Source organism: Paenibacillus sp. FSL K6-1566 (genome assembly GCF_038050475.1).
Lineage (GTDB): Bacteria > Bacillota > Bacilli > Paenibacillales > Paenibacillaceae > Paenibacillus_AQ > Paenibacillus_AQ lactis.
In genome coordinates this window covers 5,025,504-5,044,044 of the sequence record NZ_JBBOSR010000001.1, presented here as the reverse complement: position 1 = coordinate 5,044,044, position 18,541 = coordinate 5,025,504, and the positions used below count along the sequence as shown (strand labels likewise).

At 53.4% G+C, this 18,541-nt stretch carries 14 protein-coding genes; all 14 read left to right on the top strand.

Going from position 1 to position 18,541, the window contains the following annotated elements:
* Positions 1–62 precede the first annotated feature (62 nt).
* The 14 genes from icd (at position 63) to polA (ending at position 18,533) form a co-directional block, all read left to right on the top strand.
* Positions 63–1,355 (top strand): NADP-dependent isocitrate dehydrogenase, encoded by a 1,293-nt coding sequence (gene icd, locus NST08_RS22325; RefSeq protein ID WP_007127408.1) that lies wholly within the window; start codon positions 63–65, stop codon positions 1,353–1,355.
* 14 nt (positions 1,356–1,369) lie between these two features.
* On the top strand, positions 1,370–2,311 hold the full coding sequence (gene mdh, locus NST08_RS22320; protein ID WP_007127409.1) for a malate dehydrogenase: 942 nt from the start codon (positions 1,370–1,372) through the stop codon (positions 2,309–2,311).
* A gap of 153 nt (positions 2,312–2,464) precedes the next feature.
* Complete coding sequence (locus tag NST08_RS22315) at positions 2,465–2,890, top strand: hypothetical protein (RefSeq protein WP_007127410.1); 426 nt, start codon at positions 2,465–2,467, stop codon at positions 2,888–2,890.
* Positions 2,891–3,603: 713 nt separating this feature from the next.
* Complete coding sequence (locus NST08_RS22310) at positions 3,604–4,470, top strand: SDR family oxidoreductase (protein WP_341342308.1); 867 nt, start codon at positions 3,604–3,606, stop codon at positions 4,468–4,470.
* Between the two features lie 524 nt (positions 4,471–4,994).
* Positions 4,995–6,545: a fumarate hydratase gene (locus tag NST08_RS22305; RefSeq protein WP_007127412.1), complete on the top strand. Its 1,551-nt coding sequence runs from the start codon at positions 4,995–4,997 to the stop codon at positions 6,543–6,545.
* Positions 6,546–6,726: 181 nt separating this feature from the next.
* A complete protein-coding gene (pnpS, locus tag NST08_RS22300) occupies positions 6,727–8,535 on the top strand; it encodes a two-component system histidine kinase PnpS (RefSeq protein WP_007127413.1) in 1,809 nt (602 codons plus the stop codon).
* Positions 8,536–8,603: 68 nt separating this feature from the next.
* The gene (locus tag NST08_RS22295) at positions 8,604–9,335 is read left to right on the top strand and encodes a response regulator transcription factor (protein ID WP_007127414.1); all 732 of its coding nucleotides are present in this window, start codon (positions 8,604–8,606) and stop codon (positions 9,333–9,335) included.
* A gap of 247 nt (positions 9,336–9,582) precedes the next feature.
* Positions 9,583–10,938 (top strand): methyl-accepting chemotaxis protein, encoded by a 1,356-nt coding sequence (locus NST08_RS22290; protein WP_341342307.1) that lies wholly within the window; start codon positions 9,583–9,585, stop codon positions 10,936–10,938.
* A gap of 145 nt (positions 10,939–11,083) precedes the next feature.
* Positions 11,084–12,094: a PstS family phosphate ABC transporter substrate-binding protein gene (locus NST08_RS22285; RefSeq protein WP_007127416.1), complete on the top strand. Its 1,011-nt coding sequence runs from the start codon at positions 11,084–11,086 to the stop codon at positions 12,092–12,094.
* A 40-nt stretch (positions 12,095–12,134) separates the two neighbouring features.
* Positions 12,135–13,067, top strand: a complete 933-nt coding sequence (gene pstC, locus NST08_RS22280; protein WP_007127417.1) for a phosphate ABC transporter permease subunit PstC — start codon at positions 12,135–12,137, stop codon at positions 13,065–13,067.
* On the top strand, positions 13,068–13,943 hold the full coding sequence (gene pstA / locus NST08_RS22275) for a phosphate ABC transporter permease PstA (protein ID WP_007127418.1): 876 nt from the start codon (positions 13,068–13,070) through the stop codon (positions 13,941–13,943).
* Between the two features lie 57 nt (positions 13,944–14,000).
* Positions 14,001–14,756 carry a phosphate ABC transporter ATP-binding protein PstB gene (gene pstB, locus NST08_RS22270; RefSeq protein ID WP_007127419.1) on the top strand — a complete coding sequence of 252 codons (756 nt, stop codon included), beginning with the start codon at positions 14,001–14,003 and terminating at the stop codon, positions 14,754–14,756.
* 45 nt (positions 14,757–14,801) lie between these two features.
* Positions 14,802–15,461, top strand: coding sequence for a phosphate signaling complex protein PhoU (gene phoU / locus NST08_RS22265; protein WP_007127420.1), 660 nt, complete (start codon positions 14,802–14,804; stop codon positions 15,459–15,461).
* 414 nt (positions 15,462–15,875) lie between these two features.
* Positions 15,876–18,533 carry a DNA polymerase I gene (polA, locus tag NST08_RS22260; RefSeq protein WP_213613641.1) on the top strand — a complete coding sequence of 886 codons (2,658 nt, stop codon included), beginning with the start codon at positions 15,876–15,878 and terminating at the stop codon, positions 18,531–18,533.
* The last annotated feature ends 8 nt before the right edge of the window (positions 18,534–18,541 follow it).

Here is an 18,541-nt window from a genome sequence, read left to right as displayed (position 1 = left end):
ATTCGTATACCGAAGCTCCGGGCTAGAGACAAGAACCAAATTTGAAGGAGGAACTCATACTCATGAAATTGGAAAAATTCGCACTACCAACCGAAGGCGAAAAAATCACCATCGACAACGGCAAGCTGCAGGTTCCAAACAATCCGATCATCCCTTTTATTGAAGGTGACGGAACAGGGCGCGACATTTGGAAAGCTTCCAAGCGCGTGCTTGACGCCGCTGTAGAGAAGGCATACAACGGATCCAAGAAGCTTGCCTGGTATGAAGTGTTCGCAGGTGAGAAAGCTTATAATACATACGGAGAATGGCTTCCTAACGATACGCTCGAAGCAATCCGTGAATACATCGTTGCCATCAAAGGACCTTTGACGACGCCAATCGGCGGCGGAATCCGTTCCCTGAACGTTGCTCTGCGCCAAGAGCTGGATCTGTACACTTGCTTGCGCCCGGTCCGCTACTTCAACGGCGTGCCATCCCCGGTTAAACGTCCTGAACTCGTGGACATGGTTATTTTCCGCGAGAATACGGAGGATATTTATGCCGGCATTGAGTACAAGGAAGGCTCCGAGGAAGTGAAGAAGGTGATCAAGTTCCTCCAGGAGGAAATGGGCGTTCATAAGATCCGCTTCCCGGAAACGTCCGGTATCGGCATCAAGCCTGTATCCTCCGAAGGCTCCAAGCGTCTTGTGCGCGCAGCTGTGGAATACGCGATCAAGCATGGCCGCAAATCCGTAACGCTGGTGCACAAAGGCAACATCATGAAGTTCACCGAAGGCGCCTTCAAAAACTGGGGCTACGAAGTGGCTGAAGCCGAGTTCGGCGATAAAGTGTTCACTTGGGCACAATATGACGTCATCAAGGAAAAAGACGGCGTAGATGCAGCGAACGCAGCACAGAAAGCCGCTGAGGAAGCCGGCAAAATCATCATCAAGGATGCGATTGCCGACATCGCGCTCCAGCAAGTGCTTACGCGTCCAACCGATTTCGATGTCATCGCAACGCTGAACCTGAACGGCGACTACTTGTCCGACGCGCTTGCAGCGCAAGTAGGCGGCATCGGTATCGCTCCGGGAGCGAACATCAACTACGTGACAGGTCACGCGATCTTCGAAGCTACTCACGGTACGGCTCCGAAATATGCGGATAAAGACGTTGTAAACCCTGGTTCCGTTATCCTGTCCGGCGTTATGCTGCTTGAGCATCTGGGATGGCAGGAAGCTGCGGATCTGATTTACAAAGGTATGGAAACCGCGATCAACAACAAAACCGTAACCTATGACTTTGCACGTCTGATGGAAGGCGCAACGGAAGTGAAATGCTCCGAGTTTGCGGACGAAATCATTAAAAACCTGTAAGGGGGAGAGCCATCATGGCGATTACTCGTAAAAAGATTACGGTTGTAGGTGCTGGCTTTACTGGTGCGACTACCGCACTAATGCTTGCTCAAAAAGAACTTGGTGACGTCGTTCTGCTCGATATCCCGCAGCTTGAAAACCCGACCAAGGGCAAGGCGCTCGACATGCTTGAGGCCAGTCCGGTTCAAGGCTTCGACAGCAACATCGTCGGCACATCCAGCTATGAGGATGCGGCCGGTTCCGATATCGTCATCATCACGGCCGGCGTTGCGCGCAAGCCTGGCATGAGCCGTGATGATCTCGTGAATACGAATGCGGGCATCGTCAAGTCCGTATGCGAGAACGTGAAGACCCATGCTCCGAATGCGACCGTCATCATTTTGAGTAATCCGGTGGATGCGATGACCTATGTAGCGTACAATACGCTCGGCTTCCCTAAGAACCGCGTCATCGGTCAATCCGGCGTGCTCGATACCGCTCGCTACTGCACATTCATTGCGCAGGAACTGAACGTATCCGTTGAGGACGTTCGCGGCTTCGTGCTGGGCGGTCACGGTGACGACATGGTTCCGCTCGTTCGCTACTCCAGCGTCGGCGGCATTCCGATCGACACGCTGATTCCGGCTGACCGGATCGAAGCCATCGTGCAGCGCACCCGCGTGGGCGGCGGCGAGATCGTCAACCTGCTCGGCAACGGAAGTGCTTATTACGCGCCGGCTGCATCCCTTGTGCAAATGACGGAAGCGATCCTCAAGGATAAGAAGCGGATCCTTCCTGTCATCGCGCTTCTGGAAGGCGAGTACGGCTACGATAACCTGTTCATGGGCGTTCCGGCCATTCTTGGCGGCGACGGCATTGAGAAGGTGTTCGAGCTCGAGCTCACGCCGGAGGAGAAGGCGGCGCTCGACAAGTCGGCCGAATCCGTACGCAGCGTTACATCGGTCATTTCCCTTTAAATCCGGCAAGGGTTCACAAATTTGCCTCTAAATCCAATCCCGTCCCGATATTCGGGGCGGGATTGCTTTTCATTGGATGGTCTGTCCAGTATAATAAGGACGATGATTCGTAAATGACATATATCACACTTTGAACGATGGAGGAATTTGATTATGTTGACGGTAACATTTTTCCTGCATATGGTTGGAACAGCAGCGCTAGGGTTCTATTTGATTCTGCCGTTTGTTGTCGGCGGCATTCAGAAGCTGTCTCTCGCTGCTCAAGAAGGCGCCGTGAATACGGTTCGGGTAGCGAACCGCTTTGCCCAGTATGGACTCGTGCTTCAACTTCTTACAGGCGGTTACATGATGTCACAAGGCGACTATTCCGTGCCTTGGATGATAATCGTGACCATTCTTCTTCTTGCTATGTTCGCAATTGGTGGAATTATGAGCAAGCCGCTGAAGAGCGCGCTGGCAGGCATTCGCGAGAAGAAAGAAGTGAAGGAAGAGACAAGCAAGCTTGGAACGCTGAGCGCGCTGCTGGCACTGCTTCTGCTTGTTATGATCTTCTTCATGGTGTACAGCCATATCATCTAAAATTGCTACATAGAACCAAGAAGGTGCTGTCCCCTGCGTGGATTTTTCTACAGGGACGGCTCCTTTCCGTTTATGGATAAAAAAAGGTGGAGAACAGGCTCTAACGAGCGGCTAGTTCTCCACCTTTTTGGTTTTCTTATGAAACGTTTGATCATCCCGCATTCGGGTAAATATCATATCGAAGGCTTTTCACTCGTATAAAGAGCCGAGTCGTACACATCCTATGAAAGGTTGTCTTACAGTCCGTGTCCAAAAAGTCGGATTTTCAGCACCGAGGCTTATGCTTCCGAAGTGCGTTTTTTCAAAACGCTTTAGCGAATCCTTCCGAAGTGCGTTTTTTCAAAACGCTTTAGCGAATCCTTCCGAAGTGCGTTTTTTCAAAACGCTTTAGCGAATCCTTCCGAAGTGCGTTTTTTCAAAACGCTTTAGCGAATCCTTCCGAAGTGCGTTTTATTCAAAACGCTTTAGGTTAAATGAAGCTGGGGACTGAGGAGCGGAGCTAAACGTTTTCGCAGAAAACGCCTTCGAAAGCATCAGCTGTTTTGGGTACGTGAGCACTTGAAATGTTTCCGCAGGAAACATGCTCCGGAAGCATCTACTTAGGCCCGGCTGAATTCAAGATTCGATGCCGAGTTACTCCTTGACTCACTTCGTGATCAAAAGACGACTTTTTGAACAACCTCTACAGCTAACCTGAAAGGAGACATGTGAACATGACACAAGACCAACAAAAACAGACAATGCCCCCTCAGCACCAGAATCATCGGCCGGGTTCCGAGACGGAGATGCACCCGCAGCCGGAGTTCGAAAGCAATGCGTATAAAGCGGCCGGCAAGCTGGAGGGAAAGGTGGCGCTGATTACCGGCGGAGACAGCGGAATTGGCCGGGCGGTAGCGGTTCACTATGCCAAGGAGGGCGCCGACGTATCCATCGTTTATTTAAATGAGCATCAGGATGCCGAGGAAACCAAACGGCAGGTGGAGCAGGAGGGAAGGAAGTGCATCCTGATTGCAGGCGATGTCGGAGATGATGCCTTTTGCCGCGATGCGGTGAAGGAGACGGTGGAGAAGCTGGGAAAACTGGACATTCTCGTGAACAATGCCGCTGAGCAGCATCCGCAGAAGAAGATTGAAGATATTACGAAGGAGCAGCTGGAGCGCACGTTCCGTACGAACATATTCGGCATGTTCTTTATGACCCAGGCGGCCATGCCGCATCTGTCTAAGGGCAGTGCGATTATTAATACCACATCCATTACGGCTTACCGGGGAAGCCCGCAGTTGTTGGATTATGCTTCGACGAAGGGAGCGATCGTAGCCTTTACGCGGTCCCTCTCCATGAACGTCGTCGGACAAGGGATCCGGGTCAACGCGGTAGCACCGGGACCAATCTGGACGCCGCTCATCCCGTCAACCTTCCCTGCGGATCAGGTCAGCGAGTTCGGCTCGACCCAGCCGATGAAGAGACCGGGGCAGCCGGAAGAACTGGCGCCTGCATACGTCTATCTCGCCTCTTCAGACTCTTCATACGTTAGCGGGCAAGTCATTCACGTGAACGGCGGCGAAGTGATTAACGGTTAGGCTGGAGGATACCGAACCCTAATCTTTGAGCATCAGCGGATGATCAGGCGTAAAGCCGGGGCGATCATCCGCTGTTTTTTGCTGAGGTGCGCGGAACACGGTTAAACGGCGGTTACGGTGAAGCTGACGTTAACGCAATGGATACGTTCGGCGCTGGATTCCATGGCTTAAGATGCGACGGATCCGGATGGATGGATGCCCTAATCGCGGATCGCGTGAATCCGGGACAGCGTCAGCCGAGTCTCTGCCGAGCGTCTGCCGGAACGTTGGAACGGATGATGGATTCGGGCTCATCGTCGCCGATCCTATCGCCGTATCATATCACCTCCTTCTCTATTAACATATGCGAGGTTTATAGATTGGTATGGTTATTCAATGCATGTAAACGGCACATTTCCAGCCCTGCGTTCAAATTCAAAGTAAACCCTTTCATGGCCGGTTTGTTGTGATATGATATACCTTGGGACTAACCAGGATACCTTAGCGGCAAGCTGGTCATCGAAAGAGAGGTTGAAAATCAAGTGATGAAGCATTTTGAAGAAAGCATGTACAAACTGATTGTGGAGACGTCCACGAATCTTCCGGGAGATGTCCGCAGAGCGGTAAACCGCGGACGCGCTGCAGAGGATGCGGCTACGCGCGCGGGGCTCGCCTTGGCAACGATCGCTCAGAATATCGAAATGGCCGAGCAGGAGGTATCGCCGATCTGCCAGGATACGGGAATGCCGACCTTTATCGTACATACTCCTGTAGGCGCCAACCAAATCGAAATGAAGAAGGCCATATATCAGGCCGTCGTCCGCGCAACCAAGGATGGCAAGCTCCGTCCGAACTCGGTCGATTCCTTGACAGGAGCCAATAGCGGGGATAACCTCGGACCCGGAACGCCGGTCATTCATTTCGAGCAGTGGGAGCAGGACAAGATCGATGTCCGTCTCATTCTGAAGGGCGGCGGCTGCGAGAACAAGAATATTCAATACAGCCTGCCAACGGAGCTTGAGGGTCTCGGCAAAGCGGGCCGTGATTTGGACGGCATCCGCAAATGCATTCTTCATTCGATCTACCAGGCCCAAGGACAAGGCTGCAGCGCAGGCTTTATCGGGGTCGGCATCGGCGGGGACCGGACAACAGGCTATGAGCTGGCCAAGCAGCAGCTTTTCCGTCATCTCGACGATGTGAATCCGAACGAGGATTTGGCAAAGCTGGAGGATTATATTCTCGAAAATGCAAACAAGCTGGGCATAGGCACCATGGGCTTCGGCGGCGAAGTTACGCTGCTGGGCTGTAAAATCGGCGTCATGAACCGTCTGCCTGCGAGCTTCTTTGTCTCGGTTGCGTACAACTGCTGGGCGTTCCGCCGACAAGGTGTCATGATTGAGCCGGCGACCGGCGAAATTGCGGAGTGGCTGTACGAAGCGGGCAACGAGGTACGGATGAATGCAGCGAGTGAAGCAGCCGCTGCGTCGGCAGGCTCTGCCGCGGTGCAAGGGCAAGGACGGGAGATCGTTCTGCAGACGCCGATCAGCGAGGAGCAAATCCGCAGCCTCCGCGTCGGCGACGTCGTTGTGATTCGCGGGGAGATGCATACCGGACGGGATGCGCTACATAAGTATCTGATGGATCATGACGCACCGATCGACCTGAACGGCGCGGTCATTTACCACTGCGGGCCGGTTATGCTGAAGGACGAGGAAGGCTGGCATGTGAAGGCGGCCGGACCGACGACAAGCATCCGCGAGGAGCCTTATCAAGGGGAAATCCTCAAGAAATTCGGCATCCGGGCGGTTATCGGAAAAGGCGGAATGGGTCCGAAAACGCTTCAAGCCTTGCAGGAGCACGGCGGCGTATATTTGAACGCCATCGGCGGCGCGGCCCAGTATTATGCCGAGTGCATCAAAAAAGTGAACGGCGTGGATTTCATGGAGTTCGGCATTCCCGAAGCGATGTGGCATCTCGAGGTCGATGGATTTGCCGCAATCGTTACGATGGATTCGCACGGAAACAGCCTGCATGCGGATGTAAGCAAGGATTCCGCCGCCAAGCTGGCCATGTTTAAGGATCCGGTCTTTTCATAATTCATAATGATGAAGCAGCATCGATTGGCTTTATGCCGATCGGTGCTTTTTGCATTTAGAGATTGCTGGCGGGAGGGATCCCCTTCGTCTTACGGATTTAACGTTGCAGGATGACGTGGACAAGGTTTATGATGGGAAGCAAATACATCGAATGCAAGGCACAAGAGGAAAGGGAGAGAGCATGAAGCAGTTTCGCAACCGTCTAACCCTGATCATGCTGGTATTGATCGGTTTATCCATGCTTGGCGCCGGTCTGGCCATGGTAAAGGTATTTAAGCAATCCCATATTCAGCTGCTGGAGGACAATATGATCCGGGAGATCCGGCTTCTGCAGACGATGATGGATTTTCCGGATACCGACAGCCCGGATGCCGTCGAGTATTATACGAACCGTTCTCTTCAGCTTGAAGAGCTGTCTGATGCAAGGGTTACGTTTATAACGAAGGATGGACGGGTGATCGGAGATTCCGAGAGCAACCCCGTGACCATGGATAATCATGCTTACCGCGAGGAAGTCTTGGAAGCGGAGAAGACCGGCAAAGGGAGCACCATCCGCCGCAGCAGCACGCTGGGGCAGGACATGCTGTACGTCGCGCTGCCCGTTAAGGTCGGCGATTCCTTCGATGGCTTCGTGCGACTGTCCCTCAGCCTCAGTCAGGTCGACCAAGGCGTCCGGCAAGGCTGGACGGTGATGGGCATTGGTCTTGCGATTCTGTTCCTCGCAGCGAGTCTTCTGAGCATTCGCGTGGCGAAGGGGCTGACGTCGCCGCTCGAGAAAATCACGAGAGTCGCCAGACGCATTGCGCGTTTGGAGTATGATGCGCGAGTGAATATTAACCGTAAGGATGAGATCGGCCAGCTGGCGCAAGCTATCAACGGAATGGCCGACAGTCTTCAGACCCAAGTTCGGACGATCCGGGATAATGAAGATTTGCTTCAGAGCGTCCTGAACAACATGACAGGCGGGATCGTCATGGTGAACGGATCGGGCCATATTATGCTCATCAACCGGGCGGCCGAAAGAATGCTGGGCGTTGACGCCGAAGTGATTACCGGAAAATCGTATCGGGAGCTCAAGCAGCATTACGAGCTCACGAAGCTGATGAAGGAAGGGCTCGAGAACCGTAACAGCTTCCATGAAGAACGGAATCTGTATTACCCGGTCGAATCGATTGTGCGGCTGGACGGTGTCCCGATGGTGCAGGAAGATGGGGCCTACCGGGGCATGCTCTTCCTGCTCCAGGATGTAAGCGACATCCGCAGATTGGAGAGAATGCGAAGCGAATTCGTGGCGAATGTATCGCATGAGCTTAAGACACCGCTTGCGGCCGTTAAGGGGTTTGCCGAGACGCTTCTTGGCGGCGGCGTGTCGGATGAGAAGACCGCCAGATCGTTTCTCCAGATCATCTATGATGAATCCGAGCGGCTCAACCGGCTGATCGGCGACATTCTGGAGCTGTCTTCCATCGAGTCCAAGCGCGTTCAGATGGACTATTCGCCGATCCATCTGCAGGCATTCTTCGAGACGATCTCGGAGATGATGCGCACGGTGGCGGAGAAGAAGCGGATCAGCCTGGAGCTCGACGTGCCTGAAGAGCTGTTCATGGAAGGCGATGAGGACAAGCTGCGCCAAATCTTTATGAATCTGTTATCCAATGCGATTAATTACACGCAGGAGGGCGGCAGGGTCAAATTGACGGCGCGTGAAAAATTGCATAATGGCCAGTCCGAGGATATCGTCCAGTTCATTGTAAAGGATTCGGGAATCGGTATACCGAAGAAGGATCTTCCGCGCATCTTCGAGCGGTTTTATCGGGTGGATAAAGCGAGATCCCGGGGATCAGGCGGTACGGGACTTGGCCTATCGATCGTTAAGCATCTGGTGGATATGCATCACGGCCGGATCGATGTGGAAAGCGAACTGGGCGTTGGGAGCTCCTTCATCATCGAGCTTCCCGTTCTTCAGGAACACGAGGAAGCGGGAATTTAACACAGCGTTAACATTCAGTTTATATACTGAAACAAGTAATCCAATCCATACACAAGGCGGGGTTAATATTGACTCAACGTTTACTTGTTATTGAAGATGAGCCTACACTGTCTCGTTTGTTATCGTACAATTTGACGCAGGAAGGCTTTGACGTCACCGTTGAAGAGCATGGGACGGCAGGTTACGAAAGAGCGTCGCAGGAGGAGTTCGACCTGATTCTGCTCGATGTCATGCTGCCGGGCATGAACGGCTTTCAAATTTTAGAGAAGCTTAGAGGCAAAGGCATTAAGACGCCGATCATTATTCTCACGGCGAAGAATGCAGAGGAGGAAGTCGTGCAGGGCCTGAAGATGGGGGCGGACGACTATATTACGAAGCCGTTCGGCGTTTCCGAGCTGCTGGCCAGAGTTTCGGCCGTCATGCGCAGAACGTCTGGTCAAAGCGAGGAAGCGAAGGTTTCGGAGCAGCAGGCGAACGTGATTTCGCTCGGACAGCTCGAAATCTTCCCCGAGAAATATGAGGTGCGGCTCGGCGGGCAGAGCATTAATCTTCGTCCGAAGGAATTCGAGGTGCTGCTCTATTTGGCGAAGAAGCCGGGCGTTGTCTTGACGCGGGACGATCTGATGAACGTCGTCTGGGGGTTCGATTATATCGGCGGCCAGCGCACCGTTGACGTCCATGTCAGCTCCCTCCGCAAAAAGCTGGAGCTCGATCCGGAATCCGTGCATATCGATTCGATTCGCGGCGTCGGGTATAAATTGGTTGTTAATACGAATAAAGCTTCCCATCATTCGCTGTAAATGATGCGGAGGCTTTTTTTATGCCTGCTGTTAAAAGAAACTAACGACAGTAATAACTCTATCGGATGCCGCCCCCCCCACTTACTGCGGGGTTATTTAGTTCCAGGGGATCGTTTTTCTGAGACTTTGGTTACATATCCAGCCAGGATTGGCGCGCGATTTACACGGTGTTAACATACCGAATATATACCGATAACAATCCTTCGATATGATGCGTCTAAAGAACCATTAGGAGAGGATGGAGCCGATGACGCTGCTTCGGAAAACACCGGGACGACAGGTCACTCAAGGGGATCAGGCGGTTCAAGGGAAACGAGTGGATCAAGGGAATCAAGCAGGTCAGAATCAACGAACGGTTCAAGCGGCTGGGGCGCCGAATGCGGTTCATGGAATCGCGGAAGCTCTCGAGGATCTGACGGAGCAAACGAATCAAATGAATCGAATGAATCAAGCCAGTCAGGCGGAGGATCGGTTACAGGGTCCGGAAGCGAGGCTTGCGCAGGCATCGGGCGAGCTGAAGGAGCCGTCCATGATGGAATATACCCGATCGGTGCCTGAAATCAGCGAGACCGAAACATGCCTTGATGTGCTGGAGCTGTTGATGGGAAACCCGGGTATCCCGTGCGTAATCTACTGCAATACCCCGGGGAACCCGTCCGGGCTGATTATGCGAGACGCCTTCTTTCAGCGGATGATGGGCAGGTTTGCAGTGGATTTATATTACCCGAAGCCGGCGTTCCAGTTCGCGGATTTGAGTCCAACCATAGTCGAAGCGGATGAAACCGTCTCCGAAGTGTTACATCGGGCGCTGCACCGCCCGGATGAGAAATTTTACGATTGTATCATTGTAATACAAAAGGAAGTGCTCGCCGGCGTGCTCACCGTTCGCGACCTTATGAACTTGTCCGGTAGGCTGCAGCTGGATGCGGAGCGGAAGAGAGAGCTGATTCTGACTGGAAGCTACCGACACACGAGCAATATCGAGGCTTCGCTCGATGATGTTAAGGCAGCCGCGGACAAGACGAGAGCTGAATGTGTCCGAATGCGCGAATTTTCCGAGACCGGGGCGGACAAGCTGGAGCGGGTATCCTCGTCCTATGCGGGGCTGATCGGGGATATGACCCGGCGCGGCGATCAAGCAGAAGAGCTTGTGCGTCACGCAGGCCGCATCTCCTCCATTACGGGCACGATAACCGAGCTTGCCAATCAGAGCAGCCTGCTGGCGATGAACGCGTCAATCGAGGCAGCCCACGCCGGAGAGCATGGACGGGGCTTTCAGGTCGTAGCCGGCGAGGTCCAATCCTTGGCGAAGCAGACACGGAAGCTGGCGGGCGACATCTCCGAGCTGCTAGAGCATATCCAGCAGCTTGCTGCGGAGACGGCAGCTGCTGCGGGATCGGCGCTAAAGGAGCTTCAATCCTGCGAAGGCGACGTCGAAGAGGGAACCCGTCTCTTTTATGAAATGCAGCAGGCGGTTCATGAAGTGGAATTGTCCGGGAGCCAGGTCTATGAGCTGGCGGTTAATACGGTACAGCGCGTGCACCAGATTAAGGAAGAGCTGGCCGGTATGAACGCTGCGTTAGAGCCAAGGGCGGAGCAATAAGATGTGAATCTGCAGGTCTAGCATTCTATTATAAATTTTACACTGCGTTTACATTTCTGAAAAACTGCAATTACATTAGGGGATTAAGATCTATATTGTAAGACGGTTAGTAAAGACAACAACCATTTTGAAGGAGTGGATTCGTTTGTTTAGAAAAAGGGGTCGTAAACCAGCAGGCATTCTCGTTCTGGTGCTGATGCTGAGCGCCATTCTCGCAGCTTGCGGAGGCGGAAACAGTACAACGGGCAGCGCGTCGGGAGAAACGAACAGTAACGGCAGCTCTGCTCAACAAGAAGAAAGCAAAACGACGGATGCTTTGTCCGGAACGATTGAAATCGATGGATCCAGCACGGTGCATCCGTTGACAGAAGCGATTGCTGAGGAATTCGGAGCAGCAAATCCGGACGTACGCGTTCCGATCGGAACCGGCGGTACAGGCGCAGGCTTCAAGCGCTTTGCAACCGGCGAAATCGCAATTGCGAATGCATCCCGTCCAATTAAAGATACAGAAGCGGAAGAGCTCAAGAAGAACAATGTTGAATACAACGAAGTTCTGGTTGCTTATGACGGACTGTCCGTCGTTGTCAATCCGGATAATGATTTTGTAGATAAGCTTACCGTAGATGAGTTGAAGAAAATCTATGAGCCAAACAGCAAAGTAAAAACATGGGCGGACGTACGTGAAGGCTGGCCTGCCGAGGAGATCAAAATCTACTCCCCTGGTACAGACCATGGAACCTTCGACTACTTCACCGAAGCCATTAACGGCGAAGCTCAATCCAGCCGTAACGACAGCCAGATTACGTTCAGTGCCGACACGAATGCCGTTGTACAGGGTGTTGCCGGCGATAAGAACTCTATCGGATATTTCGGATTTTCCTTCTACGAAGAGAATCAGGACAAATTGAAGCTGGTTCCGATCGACAACGGTACTGCAACAGTAGCGCCAAGCATGGAAACGATTAAAGACAACAGCTATGCTCCATTGTCCCGTCCGCTTTACATCTACGTAAGCAAGAAGGAAATGGAACGTCCTGAAGTGAAGGCTTTCGTAGACTTCTACCTTGAGAATGCCGGAAGCTTGGCGGGCGAAGTTGGCTTCGTTCCTCTGCAAGATGAGCAATATGAAGAGGAAAAAGGCAAGCTGGCCCAATAATTGAACGGTTATTCCAGGTAAATAGAAAGGGAAGAGGAGAATGAACAAAACATCATCCGTGGCGGGTGCACCCAAGCAAATGACGTTCCGTCGCAGCAAAACGCGCCTCTCCGATAAAATCATTCCGATTCTGCTCGGCATGTGCGCACTGCTATCGGTCGTCACCACCATCGGGATTGTATATACACTGTTACAGGAATCCATCATCTTCTTCAAGGAAGTGCCCGTGTGGTCCTTCCTGACAGGAACAACATGGAGTCCGATTCTCCCTCCAAAAGAATTCGGCGTGCTGCCCCTCCTGGGCGGCACATTGCTGATTACAGGCATTGCGATTTTATTCGCAGTGCCTATCGGCTTGGCATGCGCTATTTATTTGAATGAATACGCTCCTGCCCGGGTTCGGGGGGTAGTCAAACCGGTACTTGAGGTATTGGCCGGAGTACCGACGATTGTTTACGGTTATTTTGCATTGGAAGCCGTCACGCCATTCCTTCAAAAGATTTTTCCCGATATGGGCATATTCAATGCGCTAAGCGCAGGTATCGTCGTCGGCGTCATGGTGCTGCCGATGATCTCCTCCCTGAGCGAGGACGCCATGCGGGCTGTGCCGAAAACGTTGCGCCACGGCGCCTATGCGCTCGGGGCTACCCGCTTTGAGGTAGCGCTGAAAATCGTGCTGCCTGCAGCCTTGTCCGGGGTCGTGTCTTCGTTCGTCCTGGCTTTCTCGCGGGCGATCGGCGAGACGATGATCGTTACCGTAGCCGCGGGGGCAACGCCGCAGCTGACATTGAACCCGCTGGAGAGCATCCAGACGATGACCTCGTACATCGTTCAGGTCAGCATGGGTGACGTACCGCGCGGTACGATCGAGTACGGTACTATTTTTGCGGTAGGTTTGACGCTGTTCGTCATTACCTTCTTGCTTAATATTTTGGCGCAGTGGGTCGCTCGCCGCTTCAGGGAGGAATACTAGATGGAACGTTTGAATCTGGGAGACAGCAAGAGAATCAACCGAAGACGCATTAGTGACCAAACCCTGCATATGATTTTTCTCGCCTGCACCAGCATCGGCATTCTTGTCCTGATGGCACTCATCGGCACGATCGTGATGGACGGAATTCACCGGCTGTCGCCGGACTTATTCACGAATTATCCTTCCCGGATTGCGGACCGGGCCGGTCTGAAGTCGCCGATTGTCGGCACGATTTATTTGCTGCTCCTGATGGCTCCGCTATCCTTCATCCTGGGCGTCGGGGCAGCGATCTTTCTTGAAGAATATGCGGGACGCAGCCGCTGGGTTCGGCTCATTCAGCTGAATATCAGTACGCTTGCAGGCGTTCCTTCTATTATTTACGGCATTCTGGGCCTGGCGATTTTCGTCCGCGGCATGAATCTTGGACGCAGCTTGCTGTCCGGGGTCCTGACGATGACGCTGCTTGTCCTTCCGATCATTATCGTAGCGGCACAGGAAGCGCTCCGCGCCGTTCCGAAAAATCGGCGGGACGCCTCCTATGCGCTTGGCGCGACGAAATGGCAGACCGTATCCAAGTCGGTCCTGCCGTCGGCGATGCCCGGCATCATGACAGGGGTCATTCTGGCTTTGTCACGGGCAATCGGGGAAACCGCACCGCTCATTATGATAGGCGCCTTAACGTACGTAGCCTTTTTGCCGGAAAATCTGCTGGATTCCTTCACCGTAATGCCGATCCAGATCTTCAACTGGATATCCAGACCAAGTGAAGCATTCCACGAGCTGGCGGCATCGGGTATTATTCTGCTTCTCATCATGCTGTTCATTATGAACATTGCAGCGGTATGGATCCGGAATAAGTATTCGAAGAACATCTAAGACGCGCAAGAGACGATAAGGCAGATCGAATCGTAAAAAAGGAGACATGAATAAAATATGGAAGCCATCATACAGATTGAGAAACTGAACCTATACTACGACACGTATCATGCGCTCAAAAATGTCGATCTGGACATACCCGAAAAAACAGTCACCGCATTCATCGGACCTTCCGGCTGCGGTAAATCGACGCTGCTTCGGACCTTGAACCGCATGAATGACATGATTCCGGCAACCCGGATCGAGGGCAGCGTGCGGATCGGCGGCACCGAAATTTACGGCGAGGACGTTCATGTGGAAGCCCTGCGCAAGCAGGTCGGCATGGTGTTCCAGCAGCCGAATCCGTTCCCGAAATCGATCTATGACAATATTGCCTACGGACCGCGCCTGCACGGCATCAAGAGCAAGTCCGATCTGGACGGCATCGTTGAGCAGAGCTTGAAGCAAGCTGCGCTGTGGGAAGAGGTCAAGGACTATTTGAAGCGTTCGGCGCTGAGCCTTTCAGGCGGTCAACAGCAGCGTCTGTGCATCGCGCGTGCGCTGGCCGTTCAGCCTGATATCCTTCTCATGGATGAGGCGACCTCTGCGCTTGACCCGATCTCGACCCTGAAGATTGAAGAGCTGGTTCAGGAATTGAAGAGCACTTATACAATCGTTATGGTTACGCACAACATGCACCAGGCCGCTCGGGTATCTGGCCAGACGGTGTTTTTCTTGAACGGTGAGGTGGTGGAGTCGGCTAGCACCGACGTTCTCTTCTCCACGCCTTCGGATGCCCGCACCGAGGATTATATTTCCGGCCGTTTCGGTTAATGGTTCAATTATCATCTTCTTAAGCATAGATAGGAGGAGCACCACATGATCCGGAGAATTGAGTTTGACCAGCAGCTCGACGAGCTGAAAACATTACTGCGCGAGATGGGAAAGCATATGGAGGAGGCACTGGCCTTGGCCGTACAGTCTCTGCAGACCCTGGATGCGGACAAAGCCCAGCGCGTCGTCGACAACGACGTTCAGCTGAACGCGATGGAAGAGCAGATCATGGACATCGGCTCGCGCCTGATCGTCACCCAGCAGCCGGTGGCAAAAGATTTGCGGCGCATTCTGGTCGCCTTCCGGATCGCGAGCGATCTGGAGCGGATGGGGGATCTGGCACGCGACGTTGCCAAAGTCACGCTTCGCCTCCAAGGCCAGAAGCTGATCAAGCCGCTGGTGGATCTGCCGCGCATGTCGGATCAAGTGCGGGCGATGGTATCGGAATCCATTGAATCCTATCTGACGGAGAATACGGACCTGGCTTATAAAATGGCCCAGGACGATGATCAGGTGGATCATTTGTACAGCATTATTTTGCAGGACCTATTCGCTCACCTGACCTCGGATCCGGATACGGCGAATCAAGCGATGCTGCTGGTCATGGTTGGCCGGTACATCGAACGCATTGCCGACCATGCGACCAATATCGGGGAAAGCACGGTTTATCTGGTGACGGGACACCGTCCGGACCTGAATCAATAAGATGCTTTAAAGAACGGGAACGCCGGCTATATGCCGGCGTCAGAGTGTCGAGAAAGTCCAACGGACTTTTCGACACTCTATTTTTTATATGGGGAATCATATCTTTTAAAATAAAAATCGATTTAAAGCGCTCTGAGAACCCTACTTCAGTGACCGACGAGGCAATTTTAAACCCCCTGCAAAAAAACAGGGGGTTTCTCGACAGCCTGACGCCGGCTATATGCCGGCGTTTTTTTATGCTACGGCCTGCCATTAAAGCAGCAACCGCAGATTTAATGCAGATCCCCCGGATTTATCCGAGCGTCTATTAGGAAGCATTCTTCATTTTTTAAGTAAGACGGGAGGATCATTCGGAATTTAGCGGTAACCTATGTTATCATGAGGTAAGGAAGAATTATGGGTGCGAGGTGTTCTATGGACAAGCTGATCCTGATTGATGGAAACAATATTATTTACAGGGCGTTCTTTGCCATGCCGCCGCTGACGAATGCGAGCGGCCAGCAGACGAACGCCGTTTACGGTTTTACAACCATGCTGCTTCGCCTGATCGAAGAGCATAAACCAACACATATGATGGTGGCCTTCGATGCGGGCAAGGAAACGTTTCGGCATGCGGACTATCAGGATTACAAGGGCGGCCGCCAGAAGACGCCGCCGGAGCTGTCCGGACAATTTCCGCTGCTGAAGGAGCTGCTTAAAGGATTGGGCGTTTCCCAATTCGAGATCGGCGGATATGAAGCCGACGATATTATCGGAACGATTACGCGCCAGGCCGATGAAGCCGGCCGGAAGGTGATGGTCGTGTCCGGGGACAAGGATATGCTGCAGCTGGCATCCGAGAATACGACGATTGCGATGGTCCGCAAGGGCGTCACCGAAATCGAGTACTACGGACCGGAGCAGATCAAGGAGCGTTACGATCTCACCCCCGAACAGATCATTGATCTGAAAGGCCTGATGGGCGATGCCTCGGACAACATTCCCGGCGTTCCTGGCGTCGGCGAGAAGACGGCGCTTAAGCTGCTGCATGAATTCGGTTCGGTAGAAGAGGTTGTCGCCCGCTCTGGCGAGCTGAAGGGCAAGATGAAGGAAAAGATCGAGGAGCATGCCGATTCGGCGATTCTAAGCAAAAAGCTGGCGACGATCTTCCGCGAGGTACCGCTTGAGCAGACATTGGACGATATGGTGTTTAATGGTCTCAACGAGGAGACAGCCGGCCCCGCGCTGGCGAAGCTGGAATTCAAATCGTTGATCGAACGGCTTGATCTCCGCACGAGCGGAGGCGGCTCGGAAGCCGAGTCGGAGCCGCAGGCTCAGATCGACGTGACGATCGTGGATGAAGGAAAGCTTGCGGAGCTTGCAGGTGTACTGGAGCAGGTCAGCATCCTGCATGTGGAAACCCATGGCGATAACCCGCATCATGCGGAGGTGATCGGCGTGGCGCTGGCCACGGAGGACCGCCAGTTCTACATTCCGTTCGACGTGCTGAAGTCGGAGGCGGCGGAGCCGATCCGGACGTGGCTGGCCAGCAGCGACATTCCAAAACGCGGGTATGATCTTCACCGGATCGACCTGGCGCTTCATTGGCAGGACATCCCTTTTGCCGGCGCGGCGTTCGACGTTCATCTGGCCGGGTATTTGCTTGATCCGACAGAGGCGAACCAGAGCCTTAGCGGATTGGCTGCGAAGTACGGCCTGTCGTACCTGCAGGCGGATGAGGATGTGTTCGGGAAAGGGGCAAAATACAAGGTACCGGACACGGACAAGCTCAGCGAGCATATGGCCCGCAAATGTCTGGCTGCCGCCCAGCTGATTCCGCTCCAGGAGAAGGAATTGGCCGATAATGAAATGCTTCCGCTGTTCTATGATCTGGAAATGCCGCTGTCCCGGATTTTGGCCGATATGGAGAAGCAGGGCATTGCCGTCAATGTGGAGGATCTGAAGGAGCTCGGGCGCGAGTTCGAGGCGCAAATCGAGCGGCTCGTTCAGGAAATTTACGAGATTGCAGGAACGGAATTCAATTTGAATTCTCCGAAACAGCTCGGCGAAATTCTGTTCGTTAAGCTGCAGCTGCCTGTCATCAAGAAGACCAAGACCGGTTATTCGACGGACGCCGAAGTGCTGGAGAAGCTGGCGCCGTATCACGATATCGTCCGGCTGATTCTCCAATACCGGACGCTTGCCAAGCTTCAATCGACGTATGTTGAAGGTCTGTTGAAGGAGATTTCCGGGAAGACGGGCAAGGTGCATACGTATTACCGTCAGACCATTGCCGCCACGGGACGGCTGAGCAGCCAATATCCGAACCTGCAGAATATTCCGATCAGGCTGGAGGAAGGACGGAAGCTGCGCAAAGTGTTTGTGCCTTCCGAGCCGGGATGGAGCATTTTGGCCGCGGACTATTCGCAGATCGAGCTGCGCGTGCTTGCCCATATTTCGGACGACGAGCGGCTGAAGGAAGCGTTCCTGCATGATATGGACATTCACACGAAGACGGCCATGGATGTATTCGGCGTCGGCGTGGACGAGGTTGATGCCAACATGCGCCGGTCCGCGAAGGCGGTCAATTTCGGCATTGTGTACGGCATCAGCGATTACGGCCTGTCGCAGAACCTGAACATCACCCGGAAGGAAGCAGCGGCTTTCATCGACCAGTATTTCGAGGTGTTCCAGGGCGTTCGCCGCTACATGGACGAAATCGTTAAGGAAGCCAAGCAGAACGGCTACGTGAAGACGCTGCTCGAACGCAGACGGTATCTTCCCGAGATTAATGCAAGCAACTTCAACCTTCGTTCCTTTGCCGAACGGACGGCAATGAATACGCCGATTCAGGGGACGGCCGCCGATATTATCAAGCTGGCGATGGTTCATATGGATGCTGCCTTGCACGAACGCAAGCTGAAGAGCCGCATGCTGCTGCAAGTACACGATGAATTGGTATTCGAGGTGCCGGAGGATGAGCTTGAAATCATGAAGGAGCTTGTGCCTGAGGTGATGAGCCATGCGCTAGCGCTGTCGGTTCCGCTGAAATCGGAGGTCAGCTACGGTACGAACTGGTACGAGGCGAAGTAGAGTCTCTG